Origin of the sequence: Variovorax sp. 38R (assembly GCF_014843395.1) — a bacterium.
GTDB lineage: Bacteria > Pseudomonadota > Gammaproteobacteria > Burkholderiales > Burkholderiaceae_C > Variovorax > Variovorax paradoxus_H.
In genome coordinates this window covers 232665-245813 of sequence record NZ_CP062121.1, presented here as the reverse complement: position 1 = coordinate 245813, position 13149 = coordinate 232665, and the positions used below count along the sequence as shown (strand labels likewise).

Annotated in this window: 13 protein-coding genes; 4 read left to right on the top strand and 9 right to left on the bottom strand. The window is 67.3% G+C overall.

Going from position 1 to position 13149, the window contains the following annotated elements; all coding sequences use genetic code 11:
- Nucleotides 1-4: 4 nt before the first annotated feature.
- On the top strand, nucleotides 5-2488 hold the full coding sequence (locus IG196_RS01100; protein WP_192194607.1) for a glycogen/starch/alpha-glucan phosphorylase: 2484 nt from the start codon (nucleotides 5-7) through the stop codon (nucleotides 2486-2488).
- A 54-nt stretch (nucleotides 2489-2542) separates the two neighbouring features.
- On the opposite strand, the gene IG196_RS01095 is transcribed toward IG196_RS01100, so the two are convergent.
- The 4 genes from IG196_RS01095 to IG196_RS01080 form a co-directional block, all read right to left on the bottom strand.
- A complete protein-coding gene (locus tag IG196_RS01095) occupies nucleotides 2543-3013 on the bottom strand; it encodes an ExbD/TolR family protein (protein ID WP_192194605.1) in 471 nt (156 codons plus the stop codon).
- Between the two features lie 17 nt (nucleotides 3014-3030).
- Complete coding sequence (locus IG196_RS01090) at nucleotides 3031-3726, bottom strand: MotA/TolQ/ExbB proton channel family protein (RefSeq protein ID WP_192194604.1); 696 nt, start codon at nucleotides 3724-3726, stop codon at nucleotides 3031-3033.
- Nucleotides 3727-3753: 27 nt separating this feature from the next.
- On the bottom strand, nucleotides 3754-4554 hold the full coding sequence (dapB, locus tag IG196_RS01085) for a 4-hydroxy-tetrahydrodipicolinate reductase (RefSeq protein WP_192196884.1): 801 nt from the start codon (nucleotides 4552-4554) through the stop codon (nucleotides 3754-3756).
- 174 nt (nucleotides 4555-4728) lie between these two features.
- Complete coding sequence (locus IG196_RS01080) at nucleotides 4729-5289, bottom strand: outer membrane protein assembly factor BamE (protein ID WP_192194602.1); 561 nt, start codon at nucleotides 5287-5289, stop codon at nucleotides 4729-4731.
- An 85-nt stretch (nucleotides 5290-5374) separates the two neighbouring features.
- On the opposite strand from IG196_RS01080, the gene fur reads away from it, so the two are divergent.
- The gene (gene fur, locus IG196_RS01075) at nucleotides 5375-5794 is read left to right on the top strand and encodes a ferric iron uptake transcriptional regulator (protein ID WP_056584276.1); all 420 of its coding nucleotides are present in this window, start codon (nucleotides 5375-5377) and stop codon (nucleotides 5792-5794) included.
- 67 nt (nucleotides 5795-5861) lie between these two features.
- Here the strand turns inward: fur and hprK are convergent, their stop codons facing one another.
- From hprK to IG196_RS01055, 4 genes are all read right to left on the bottom strand, one after another.
- Complete coding sequence (hprK, locus tag IG196_RS01070) at nucleotides 5862-6821, bottom strand: HPr(Ser) kinase/phosphatase (RefSeq protein WP_062481041.1); 960 nt, start codon at nucleotides 6819-6821, stop codon at nucleotides 5862-5864.
- Nucleotides 6822-6922: 101 nt separating this feature from the next.
- The gene (locus IG196_RS01065) at nucleotides 6923-7390 is read right to left on the bottom strand and encodes a PTS sugar transporter subunit IIA (protein WP_042581318.1); all 468 of its coding nucleotides are present in this window, start codon (nucleotides 7388-7390) and stop codon (nucleotides 6923-6925) included.
- Between the two features lie 192 nt (nucleotides 7391-7582).
- Entirely contained in the window at nucleotides 7583-7912 is a 330-nt protein-coding gene (hpf, locus tag IG196_RS01060; protein ID WP_101493353.1) for a ribosome hibernation-promoting factor, HPF/YfiA family, read from the bottom strand.
- A gap of 321 nt (nucleotides 7913-8233) precedes the next feature.
- Complete coding sequence (locus IG196_RS01055) at nucleotides 8234-10351, bottom strand: ATP-dependent helicase (protein ID WP_225616881.1); 2118 nt, start codon at nucleotides 10349-10351, stop codon at nucleotides 8234-8236.
- Between the two features lie 225 nt (nucleotides 10352-10576).
- On the opposite strand from IG196_RS01055, the gene corA reads away from it, so the two are divergent.
- Together corA and IG196_RS01045 are read left to right on the top strand one after the other, a co-directional pair.
- A complete protein-coding gene (gene corA, locus IG196_RS01050; protein ID WP_192194600.1) occupies nucleotides 10577-11563 on the top strand; it encodes a magnesium/cobalt transporter CorA in 987 nt (328 codons plus the stop codon).
- Nucleotides 11564-11619: 56 nt separating this feature from the next.
- Nucleotides 11620-12372 carry a YoaK family protein gene (locus IG196_RS01045; protein WP_153281024.1) on the top strand — a complete coding sequence of 251 codons (753 nt, stop codon included), beginning with the start codon at nucleotides 11620-11622 and terminating at the stop codon, nucleotides 12370-12372.
- Between the two features lie 5 nt (nucleotides 12373-12377).
- Here the strand turns inward: IG196_RS01045 and IG196_RS01040 are convergent, their stop codons facing one another.
- Complete coding sequence (locus tag IG196_RS01040; RefSeq protein WP_192194599.1) at nucleotides 12378-13148, bottom strand: 5'-methylthioadenosine/adenosylhomocysteine nucleosidase; 771 nt, start codon at nucleotides 13146-13148, stop codon at nucleotides 12378-12380.
- Nucleotide 13149 lies beyond the last annotated feature (1 nt).

Genomic DNA, 13149 nt, shown 5'->3' with positions numbered 1-13149 from the left:
CCCCATGACGATCAAGGACTTCGCCTACGACCACCCCGACCGCGACGTTGCCGCCTTCAAGCGCGCAGTGGCCAACAAGCTGATCTACGCCGTCGGCAAGGACCCCGTGGCCGCCAGCCCCGACGACTGGCTGCACGCCACCGCGCTGGCCGTGCGCGACCAGCTCGTCGAGCGCTGGATGACGACCACGCGCGCCAACTACGCGCAGGACCTCAAGCGCGTGTACTACCTGTCGATGGAGTTCCTCATCGGCCGCACCTTCACCAACGCGCTGCTCGCTGTCGACCTGTACGGCATCGTGCGTGAGGCGCTGGCCGACTTCGGCGTCGACATGGCGGCGCTGGCCGAACGCGAGCCCGATGCGGCGCTCGGCAATGGCGGCCTGGGGCGGCTCGCGGCCTGCTTTCTCGATTCGATGGCCACGCTCGGCGTGCCCGGCATGGGCTACGGCATCCGCTACGAATACGGCATGTTCCGCCAGCAGATCGTCGACGGCCAGCAGGTCGAAACGCCCGACTACTGGCTCACGCGCGGCAACCCATGGGAGTTCCAGCGGCCCGAGGTGAACTACCGCGTGCGCTTCGGCGGTCGCGTGCAAAAGCGCGAGGGCACCAATGCGCCCTACGGCGCGGCCGACTGGGTCGACACGCACGACGTGCGCGCCGTGGCCTACGACACGATCATTCCCGGCTACGGCACACAGGCCACCAACACCTTGCGGCTGTGGTCGGCGCGCGCCACCGAAGAGATCGACCTGTCGGCCTTCAACCGCGGCAACTACATGCAGGCCGTGGAGAGCAAGAACCACTCCGAGAACGTCTCGCGCGTGCTCTACCCCGACGACTCCACGCCCTCGGGCCGCGAGCTGCGGCTGCATCAGGAGTATTTTTTCTGCAGCGCCAGCGTGCAAGATTTGTTGCGCCGCTACCTGCGCAATCACACGAGCTTCGACCAGCTGTCCGAAAAAGTCAGCATCCATCTGAACGACACGCACCCGGTGTTGGCCGTGCCCGAGCTCATGCGCCTGCTGCTCGACGAGCACGGCCTGGCGTGGGACGTGGCCTGGGGCCACACGCAGAAGGTGTTCAGCTACACCAACCACACGCTGATGCACGAGGCACTGGAGACCTGGCCGGTCGAGATGCTCGGGCGCATCCTGCCGCGTCACCTGCAGATCATTTACGACATCAACGCGAAGTTCCTGGCCACGGTGACGCAGAAGGTGGGCAACGACGTCGAGCTGATGCGCCGGCTGTCGCTGGTCGACGAAGCGGGCGAGCGGCGCGTGCGCATGGCGTATGTGGCGGTGCTGGCGAGCCACTCGATCAATGGCGTGTCGGGGCTGCACTCGGAGCTGATGAAGCAGTCGATCTTTTCCAACTTTGCGAAGATCTTTCCCGAGCGCTTCAACAACAAGACCAACGGCGTCACGCCGCGCCGCTGGCTCGCGCAGGCCAACCCGCCGCTGGCCGGCCTGCTCGACCAGCGCATCGGCAAGGGTTGGCGACGCGACCTGTCGCAGCTCGAAGCCCTGCGGCCGATGGTCGCGCAGCCCGCCTTCGTGCGCGCCTTTCGCCATGCCAAGCGCGAGAACAAGCTGCGGCTGGCCAACTGGGTCGGCGAGCATCTGAAGCTCGACCTGGACACCGACGCGATGTTCGACGTGCAGGTCAAGCGCATCCACGAGTACAAGCGGCAGCTGCTCAACGTGCTGCACGTGATCGCGCGCTACCACCGCATCCTCGATGCGCAGGCCAGCGGCGCGCCGGTCGACATCGTGCCGCGCGTGGTCGTGTTCGCGGGCAAGGCAGCCTCGGCCTACGCGATGGCCAAGCAGGTGATCCGCCTCATCAACGACGTGGCGGCCACCGTGAACGCCGACACGCGCGTCGGCAAGCTGCTGAAGGTGGTGTTCCTGCCGAACTACAGCGTGAGCCTGGCCGAGATCATCATGCCGGCGGCCGACCTGTCGGAGCAGATTTCCACCGCGGGCACCGAGGCCTCGGGCACGGGCAACATGAAGTTCGCGCTGAACGGCGCACTCACCATCGGCACGCTCGATGGCGCCAACGTCGAGATGCGCGAGAACGTGGGCCCCGAGAACATCTTCATCTTCGGCCACACCACGCCCGAGGTGGCCGACATCCGCGCCCGCGGCTACCAGCCGCGCGAGATCTACGAAGAAAACGCCGAACTCAAGCGCGTGCTCGACGCCATTCGCGACGGCGCGTTCTCACCGGGCGAGCCCGCGCGCTACCAGGGCATCTACGACGCGCTCGTGAACTGGGGCGACCACTACCTGCTGCTGGCCGACTACGCGAGCTACGTGGCCAAGCAGGCCGAGGTCGATGCGCTGTACCGCGATGCGGACGCGTGGACGCACATGGCGATCCTCAATGTGGCGGGGATGGGGGCGTTCTCGTCGGACCGGACGATCGCGGAGTACGCGCACGAGATCTGGCATACGAAGCCGGTCGTGCTGAGCTGAGTCTTCGGTATTTCTCCCTCCCCTTCCGGGGAAGGGGAAGGAGCAAAGCCAGGCTCAGCGCGGTTTTGCCGGCGCCGCTTCCGCCTCGGTCACGAACCCGATCCGGCTCAACCCCGCCTTGTTCGCGATCCCCATCAGCGCCACCACCTTGCCATACGGCACGGTCTGGTCGGCGCGCAACTGCACCTCGGTGTCCTTGCTGTCGGCGGCGGCCTTCTCGAGTTGCGCCGTCAGCTCTTCGTCGGTCACGGGCTTGTCGTTGAAGAAAGTCTTGCCCGACGCATCGACCGACAGGCTCACGAACTTGGGCGTGCCGTTGGGCTGGCCCGCGTCGGTCTGCGGCAGGTCGAGCTTGATCGAGCTGGCCATCAGCGGCGCGGTGATGATGAAGATCACCAGCAGCACCAGCATCACGTCGACCAGCGGCGTGACGTTGATGTCGGACAGCGGACGCTGCCCGCCCGCGCCCACGGCACGCCCGCCGCCTGCGGCGCTGCTGCCTAGCGATGTGCGTCCGAAGGCCATGGTGTGTGTGCTGCTCTCTAAACGGGCATCGGCCGCGCGGGCGGCGGTGCGGCGGGCTTCGGCGCTTCGCCGAAGCTGCCGAGCAGGTCGTGCGCGAAGCCTTCGAGCTCGGCCTCGACGCGGCCCACGACACGGCCGAACACGTTGTAGGCCAGCACGGCCGGAATGGCGACGGCGAGGCCGAAGGCCGTCATGACGAGCGCCTCGCCGACCGGGCCGGCCACCTTGTCGATGGTGAAGCCGCCGGTCTGGCCCGCGATGCCCGCCAGCGCGCCGTAGATGCCCCAGACGGTGCCGAGCAGGCCGACGAAGGGCGCGGTGGCGCCCACGGTGGCCAGCAGGATCTGTCCGGCCTGCAGGCGCCGCAGCGCGCCATGCAGCGCGCCGCGCAGCACGCGCGTGAGGCGCTGGTTGCGATCGACCGTGGCGCCCAGCGTGCCGCCGGGGGCTTCGGTGGCGGCCTGACGCAGCGCGGCCACGGCGGGACGCACGAGTTCGGCGCGGTCGAAGGCCTGGAGCTTCTGCTCGGCCTCGGCCAGGGTGGCCGATTGCCAGAACGCCGCGATGCTGCGCAGCACGTCGCGCGTGCCGCCGCGCAGCAGCCAGGCTTTCCAGAGAATCACGACCCAGCTGGCGATCGACATCGCAAGCAGCAGCGCGGCCACCGAACGGCTGACGCCGTCACCGTGGGTCAGCAGTTCGAGCACGCTCATCCGCGTCCTTGGTTGTGGTCCGCGTGCTTAGCGCAAGCCCAGCACGTCGAACATGTCGAACAGACCGTTGCGCTGGCCGCCCAGGAAGCGCACCGCACGCAGCGCGCCCTGCGCGTAGGTCACGCGGCTGGACGACTTGTGGGAGATTTCGATGCGCTCGCCGATGCCCGCGAACAGCACCGTGTGGTCGCCCACGATGTCGCCGCCACGGATGGTGGCGAAGCCGATGGTCGACGGGTCGCGCTCGCCCGTGATGCCTTCGCGGCCATACACGGCGCAGTCCTTGAGGTCGCGGCCCAGCGCGTCGGCGATCACTTCGCCCATCTTGAGCGCGGTGCCCGAGGGGGCGTCGACCTTGAAGCGGTGGTGGGCCTCGACGATCTCGATGTCGTAGCCGGTGGCCATGGCGCGGGCGGCCATGTCGAGCAGCTTGAGCGTGACGTTGACGCCCACGCTCATGTTGGGCGCCATCATGATGGCGATGTCTTTGGCGATCTCGGCGATCTCGGCCTTCTGCGCGTCGCTGAAACCGGTGGTGCCGATCACGGCCTGCACGCCCAGCTCGCGGCACACGGCGAGGTGCGCCATCGTGCCTTCGGGGCGGGTGAAGTCGATGAGCACCTGCGCGTCTTGGAGGCCGGTGCGCAGGTCGGCCACGATGGGCACGCCGCTGGTGAAGCCCAGGAAAGCCGCGGCATCGGCGTCGAGGGCGGCGCTGCCCGCGATGTCGAGGGCGCCGGCCAGGCGGCAGTCGGGCGCGTTGCGCACGGCCTCGATCAGCATGTGGCCCATGCGGCCCGAGGCGCCGGCGATCGCGACCCGGCGCAGGGCGGGGGCGGAGGAAGAAGAAGCGGAAGTGGGGGTGGTGGTCGGTTCAGTCACGGCGATTCAGTCTTTGAAAAGTCCCTACGGGAGCCATGGACACCGACGCAAGCCAACCACCGGTCCGGCGGGCACCGCCCGCAGGTGGGGTGGCCGCCGCCGGAGCCCTGCCGCGCACGCTCAGCGCGCAGCTTCGAGCGGGGGGTAGGCGGCCGGCAGCGCGGGCACGGGGGCTGCCGGGGTGCCGGTGGCATCGGCTTTCTTGTCGGCCTTGGGCGCGAATTTCTTGAGCTCGTCTTCGGTGGCCTCGAGCTGCGGCACCTTGCCGGTCTTGCGGCGGGTGTCGAGCGTGGCGACGAACTCTTCTTCGCTGGGCATTTCGTCGCCCTCGAAGCGGTCCATGAGTTCACCGTTGAAGAACACGGTCAGGCGGCGCTCCTGCGGATCGACGCCCTGGCGGCGGATCGTGAAGACGTAGTCCCAGCGGTTGGCGTGGAAGACGTCGTTCAGCAGAGAGGTGCCGAGGATCTCGCGCACCTGTTGGCGCGACATGCCGGGCTTGAGTGCCGCGACCTGTTCCTTCGACACGAAATTGCCCTGCACCACTTCGACTTTGTAGGGGGTGACGGCAGACAGCGCGCCACGCGTGCGTTCGCTGAAACCGCTGCAGGCACCGAGGGCGAGCGTCGCCGCAATGGCAGCAACCAGCAACCAGGGCCGGCGTTGGAGGATGGCAGGCATGGGAGAAGAGGGGGTAGCGATATGATCGAACATTGTAGCGGCCGAGCCTGAAGGCCCGGCCTCAGCCCAGGGCGCAGGAACCATCATGGCCAACATCGACGAACTCAAGAACACCGGCCTCAAGGCCACCTTGCCGCGACTGAAGATCCTCGAGATCTTCCAGACCGGCAGCCAGCGGCACATGACAGCGGAAGACGTCTTTCGCGTGCTGCTCAACGAACACTCCGACATCGGACTGGCCACCGTGTACCGCGTGCTCACGCAGTTCGAGCAGGCCGGCATCCTGGAGCGCAGCCACTTCGAAAGCGGCAAGGCGGTCTACGAGCTGAACGAAGGCACGCACCACGACCACCTGATCTGCACCTCGTGCGGCAAGGTCGAGGAGTTCTACGACGCCGAGATCGAGCGCCGCCAGCAGATGATCGCCAAGGACAAGGGCTGGATCCTGCAGGACCACGCCATGTCGCTGTACGGCCTGTGCGGCGATTGCGTCAAGAAGCGCTGACGCTGAAGACCTGCTGAAGCAGACAGCGGCCCTTCCAGCCCTTCAGCTGGAAGGGCTTTTTCTTTGCTCAGTCCGGATCGCGCCCGCTCTCCATCGCCTTGTGGTGGCGCGCCACGAAATCGGCATACGTGTCGATGCCGCGCAGCTGCAGGATCGAATTGCGCACCGCGGCTTCCACCAGCACGGCGATGTTGCGCCCCGCCACCACCTGGATGATGACCTTGCGCACCGGGATGCCCAGCACGTCCTGCGTGAGCGGCGCCGAGGGCATGCGCTCGTAGTCGCGCTCGAAGCTGTCGCGCCGCACGAGGTGCACGATGAGCTTCAGCCGCATCTTCCGGCGCACGGCCGTCTCGCCGAAGATCGCGCGGATGTCCAGCAGGCCGATGCCGCGCACCTCCAGCAGGTTCAGCAGCAGGTCGGGGCAGCGCCCCTCGATGGTGTTCTGGTTGATGCGGTACAGGTCGACCGCGTCGTCGGCCACGAGGCCGTTGCCGCGCGAGATCAGCTCCAGGCCGAGCTCGCTCTTGCCCAGGCCCGACTCGCCCGTGATCATCACGCCCATGCCCAGGATGTCCATGAACACGCCGTGCATCGAGGTGCGCTCGGCGAAGTGCTTGGACAGGTAGGCGCGCAGCAGGTCGATCACGAAGGCCGACGACTCGCGCGTGGCAAAGAGCGGCAGCTGGGCGCGTTCGCAGATCGACAGCAGCTCGTCGGGCGCGGCCTGGCCGTCGGCCAGCACCAGCATCGGCGGCTCCAGCGTGACGATGCGGCCGATGCGGCGCACGCAGTCTTCCTTGCTGCCGCGCGTGAGGTAGGCCACCTCGCGCGCGCCCAGAATCTGCACGCGGTACGGGTGGATGTAGTTCAGGTAGCCGACCAGGTCGGCGGCCGACTGCGCACGGCTGATGACGTCGGGGTCGAACTGGCGCTCCGAGGCGCCGAGCCCCGCGAGCCATTCCCAGCGGAGCGATCCGCGGAACTCCTCGAACATGGCATCGGCGCTGATGACGGTCGGCTTCATGCGTGCGGCGGCCGGCGCGGGACGCCGGCATTCTGGTCAGGATGGAGGGAGAGAAAAGCGTCGCCGCAGCTTATCAGCAGCGGCAGGCCCGGCGCGTGCGCTCAGGCGACCTGGGTCGATTGCCAGCCGGCAATGAGGCCGTGCAGTGCGGCGGCGTCGGTGCTGGACTTGATCTGCTCGCGCAGGCCGGCGTCGCTCAGCAGCTCGGCAATTTCAGACAGGATTTCGAGGTGCTTCTGCGTCGCCGCTTCGGGCACCAGCAGGAAGATCAGCAGCGCCACGGGCTGCTCGTCGGGAGCGTCGAAGCCGATGGGGTTCGCCAGCTGGAACACCGCGGCCATCGGCGCCTTGAGGCCCTTGATGCGGCCATGCGGAATGGCAACGCCATGGCCCAGACCGGTGGAGCCGAGGCGCTCGCGCGCAAACAGGCTGTCGGTGATAAGGGCACGTCCCAGGCCGTGAAGGCTTTCGAACAGAAGACCAGCTTCTTCGAAAGCACGTTTCTTGCTGGTGGCGTCAACGCTCACGAGCACTTGAGCGGGCGGCAGGATGGACGCGAGGCGATTCATGGTGGGGTCAGGGCGGGGGCGATTATGCACCTCCTCGGTAAAAACCCCCAGTCCCCCTAATTACTTTCGTCTACATGTGTTGCCAAGAGGCGTCGCCTCCTCTGGAGGCCTTTGCAAAGCCCCACCAATGTGGTCGGACAAACAAAAGGCCGCCCGAAGGCGGCCTGAGATGCGGGGCGCGGGGCCCGGCGTTTACATCACGCGCTTGGGTGCCACGTGATGGTGGTCTTGCAGGCGATCCTTGTGGCGGACCACCTGGCGGTCGAGCTTGTCGACCAGCTCATCGACCGCGGCGTAGAGATCAGCGTGGCTCGATTCCGCGAACATGTCACTGCCCTTGACGTGGATGTTGCATTCCGCCTTTTGGCGGCGTTCCTTTTCCTTCTGCTTTTCCACCGTGAGGATCACCTTGACATCGACCACCTGGTCGAAATGTCGCGTGATCCGGTCCAGCTTGCTCGTGACGTAGGTGCGCAAGGCAGGTGTGACGTCGAGGTGATGACCGCTGATCGTCAAATTCATGAATGACCTCCTGAGAATTGACGGTTGGGGAAATGACCGCGCTCCGGGATGAAGCGTGGCCGGCGAAACAGGTGAGGTTGGGAGAGAGGGGAAGAGGAAGAGAGAGATGGAGAAAGGGGGCGGTCGGATTCACTATGCCCAAGCTGTCACGGTATTGCAATACCGGGGCTTGCCCGAGTGACGGGCCGGTGTATTGCATGCCCCAATCCGCTATTGTTTCCATAGCTGTCCCCGTGCAGGGGTATGCGGTTGCGGCACATTGGAAGCAAGTGTTTCCACGCACCGCACCCAGTGACCCTCCCGACCGAAGGGCTGGCCCGTTCAGCGCCAGGCGGCGCGCATGCGATTGCGAAGGTCGATCACTGCAGCCGGCGGCGGCACGGCAGGCGGCAGCACCGGAGGCGGCGGCCAGGTCTGCAGCTCGAAGCCCGCGAGGTCGGACTCGGTGATGAAACGGGTGCGGTTGGCGTACAGGTGCCGGTCGCCGCGCGCCGCCTGCTGCGTGATGTGGAAGCGCTGCGGCATCACCAGGTGCAGGTGGTCGCGGGCCCGCGTCATCGCCACGTAGAGCAGGCGCCGCTCTTCTTCCAGCTCATGAGCGCCCTGCGCCACGTCGGCCGGCATGCAGCCGTCGACCACGTTGATCACGTGCACCGAGTTCCACTCTTGCCCCTTGGCCGAATGGATGGTCGACAGGATCAGGTAGTCCTCGTCGAGCAGCGGCGGGCCGGGCCGGTCGCTGGTGGCTTCGGGCGGATCGAGCGTGAGTTCGGTGAGGAAGCGTTCGCACGAGCCATAGCCGCCCGCCAGCCGCGCCAGCTGCTCGACGTCGGCGCGCCGCACGCCCGAGGTGTCTTCGTACAGCCGCTCCAGGTGCGGCTGGTACCACTGCATCGCCACCTCCACGTCGGCCGGCCACTTCAGCGACGGTTCGCGCAACGCGGCATAGGCCTGGGCGAAGTCGGCCCACTGTTCGCGCGCGGCCGACGGCGGCACGAAGTCGCGCACGGCCGCGGCCGGGTCGGCCGCCTGGTCCATCGCGTCGAGCAGGCGCGTGCCGGTGGCTGGGCCCACGCCGGGAATGAGCTGCGTGACGCGAAAGCCCGCCATGCGTCCGCGCGGGTTCTGCGCGAAACGCAGCACGGCGAGCAGGTCCTTCACGTGCGAGGCCTCGAGGAACTTGAGCCCGCCGAACTTCACGAACGGGATGTTGCGTCGCGCCAGCTCCAGTTCGAGCGCCGCGCTGTGCGACGAGGTGCGAAACAGCACCGCCTGCGACTTCAGCGCCAACCCGCCCTCGCGGTGCGCCAGGATCTTGTCGGCCACCCAGCGCGCCTGCCCAGCCTCGTCGGGCACGAGCACCAGCACCGGCTTGCCGGCCGAGGGCTTGTCGGTCCACAGCGTCTTGGCGTGCCGCTCGGCGGCCTGCGCGATGACGCGGTTCGACGCATCGAGGATCGGCTGCGTCGAGCGGTAGTTGCGCTCCAGCGTGACGATGCGCGCCTCTTGCGAGAACTGCGACGGAAAGTCCAGGATGTTGCGCACCGTGGCGCCGCGGAACGAGTAGATCGACTGCGCGTCGTCGCCCACCACCGTCACGCCGCGCCCGTCGGGCTTCATTGCGCGCAGGATCGCGGCCTGCAGCAGGTTGGTGTCCTGGTACTCGTCGACCAGCACATGGTCGAAGCGCGCGCCGACATGCGCGGCCAGCGCGGGCTCGGCGACCATCTCGGCCCAGTAGAGCAGCAGGTCGTCGTAGTCGAGCACGTTCTGCTGCTGCTTGGCCTCGACGTACGCGCCGAACAGCGTCTTGAGCTGGGCCTCCCACTCGGCGCACCAGGGAAAGTTGTCTTTCAGCACCTCGGCCAGCGGCGCGCGCGTGTTCACGCAGCGCGAGTAGATCGACAGGCACGTGCCCTTGCGCGGAAAGCGGTTCACCGTGGACGACAGCCCCAGCTCGTGCCGCACCAGCCCCATGAGGTCTTCGGCGTCGCCGCGGTCGTGGATGGTGAAGTTCTCGTCGAGCCCGATCTGCGCGGCGTATTCGCGCAGCAGCCGCGCGCCGATGCCGTGGAAGGTGCCGGCCCACGGCAGCGCCGGCGGGCGTTCCGACTTCAGGCCCAGCACACGCGCCAGCACCTGGCCCGCGCGGCGCTCCATTTCCTGCGCGGCGCGGCGCGAGAACGTGAGCAGCAGCAGGCGCTGCGGATCGACCCCGCCCGCGATCAGGTGCGCCACCCGGTGCGCGAGCGTGCTGGTCTTGCCCGACCCCGCGCCGGCAATCACGAGCAGCGGCCGATGGTCTTCGCCGACCGCCGTACCCACGCCGTGCTCGACCGCCGCGCGCTGGTCGTCGTTGAGCGCGGCAAGCGCCGCAGCCAGGCGCTCGGCTTGCGTCTTCGGTGCGGTGGAAACAATGGGAGGCGCAGCGGTCTGCATGGGCACGACTTTACTGTATGTCCGTCCAGCCCGAGTGCCTTGCCGCCCAATGGCCAGTGACATAATCGCGCCTCGCTGCAACCGGAGACTCCCCATGGAAACCGCCCCGTCTCGGCAGCTTTCAACTCCCTTCCGACGCCGCGCATGATGTACTGACGCCGGGTCTGCGGGAATTGAAAGCGCCCCTCCCTCGCCCATCGTTCAGTCATTCCCGGGAGTGAGCCCATGCTCAATATCTTTACGCTCGCCAACGGCCGCCTCGTCCAGGAAGAGATCGAGTCGCTCGAAGAGCTCTCCAAGTTCCAGCCGATCTGGGTCGATCTCGAGTCGCCCACGCTCGAAGAAAAGCGCTGGATCAAGCAGTACTACGGCCTCTCCATTCCCGAAGACGCGATGGACGAGGACATCGAGGAGTCGGCCCGCTTCTACGAAGAAGACAACGGCGAGCTGCACATCCGCTCCGACTTCCTGATCGACGACGACGAAGACCCGCGCACCGTGCGCGTCGCCTTCATCCTCAACCAGCACAACACCGACCTGCGCAGCCGCGGCGTGCTGTTCTCGATCCACGACGAAGACGTGCCCGTGTTCCGCCTGCTGCGCATGCGCGCACGCCGCGCGCCGGGGCTGATCGAAGACGCGAAAGAAGTGATGCTCAAACTCTTCGACGCCGACGCCGAATACTCGGCCGACACGCTGGAGAACATCTACGACGAGCTCGAAGTGGCCGGCAAGAAAGTGCTGTCGGGCAACGTCAGCGACGAGCTGGCCGGCGAGGTGCTCGGCGCCATCGCGCGGCAGGAAGACTTGAACGGCCGCATCCGCCGCAACGTGATGGACACACGCCGCGCCGTGAGCTTCATGATGCGCAGCAAGATGCTCAACGCCGAGCAGTTCGAAGAAGCGCGGCAGATCCTGCGCGACATCGAATCGCTCGACAACCACACGGCCTTCCTCTTCGACAAGATCAACTTCCTGATGGATGCGACCGTCGGTTTCATCAACATCAACCAGAACAAGACCATCAAGATCTTCTCGGTGGCCAGCGTCGCGCTGCTGCCGCCCACGCTGATCGCGAGCATTTACGGCATGAACTTCAAGTACATGCCCGAGCTCGACTGGCAGGGCGGCTACCCGTACGCCCTGGCGCTGATGGCAGCGAGCGCGCTGGGGCCGATGTGGTACTTCCGCCGGCGCGGCTGGCTCAAGTAGGGCTGTGCATCGGGTGCTAGAGTGACTGCCGACAGGCAGTTGACCTGGAGGGCCCCGTGCGCAGACTTCGTTTTCTCACCAACCGCCACCGCGCGCCGTCGACGAACACCGCGCTCGGCCTGTTGCTGGCCTTCAATGCCGGCGCCGTCAATGCGGGCGGCTTCCTCGTGCTGCACATGTACACCTCGCACATGACCGGCTTCGCCTCGCAGCTGGCGGACGGCATGGTGCTGGGCAACCTCACGTTGCTGCTGAACGCGTTGGGCGCGATCCTCGCGTTCGTGAGCGGCGCCGCGGTCTGCGCGGTGCTGGTGAACTGGGCACGCCAGCATCGGCTGCATGGCGTGTATGCGCTGCCGCTGCTGCTGGAGGCCGCGCTGATGTTCCCGTTCGGCCTCGCCGGCGCCATCACCCTGACCTGGGCCACGCCGTTCGCGGTGCCGCTCACGGTGCTGCTGCTGTCGTTCATCATGGGGCTGCAGAACGCCGTGGCGTCGAAGACCTCGGGCGGCAGCACGCGCACCACCCACATGACCGGCAACATCACCGACGTGGGGATCGAGCTGGGCAAGATGCTCTACTGGAACCGGCGCGCGCCGTCCACACCGCTGCCGGTGCGCCACGACCGCAGCCGGCTGCGCCGCTGCGGCGGGCTGGTCGGCATGTTCGTTCTCGGAGGCGCGGTCGGCGCACTGGGCTTCAAGCACGTGGGCTTCATCTGCGTCGTGCCGCTGGCCGCTCTGCTGCTGGCACTGTCGATCCCGCCGTTGTTGCGCGACCTGCCGTCACTGCGTCGGCTCGCGCCGTAGGGGCTTCAGGCCGCGTCGCGCGGCAAGGAAGCGAGCCACGCGTCGACGAGCGCAAGGCTGTAGCGGCTCGCGACCTCGGCCACGAAGCGCGTGAAGTCGCCGTGTGCGGCATCGTCGGCGCGGTCCGAAATGGTCCGCAGTGCCGCGAAGGGCACACCGTAGTCATGGCAGGCCTGCGCCATCGCCGCGCCTTCCATCTCGACCGCGAGCGCATCGGGCAACGAGCGCTGCAGGGCGCCGCTCTCTGCGGTGGTCGATACGAAGCGGTCACCGCTGATCAGCAGGCCGCGATGGACCTTCGGTGACTGCAAGCGAAATTCATCGACCGCCTTCTGTCCCACCAGGTGCACCGGGTCGCGCAGCGTGCTTTCAGCCACCGCCGCCAGTGCATCGCCGATGGCCGCATCGGCCGCGAAGCGTGAGCGCCCCATCAACGGCACCTCGTACTTCGGAAAGATCGGCGAGGCGTCCATGTCGTGCTGCAGCAGCTCGGTCGCCACGACCACGTCACCGACATTCACGCCCGGCGCCAGTCCGCCCGCCACGCCCGTGAACACGATCGCCCGCACGCCGAAGCGTTCGAGCAGCACCGTGGCCGTGACCGCCGCCGCGACCTTGCCGATGCGCGACAGCACCGCGACCACGGACTGGCCTTGCAGGTGGCCCACCCAGAAGTCGCGGCCGGCCACGCGCACGCGCTGCTCGTCGGGCATGCGCGCGAGGAGCGCGCTCAGCTCCTCGTGCATGGCCGCCACGATGGCGATGGGCGCAACCACG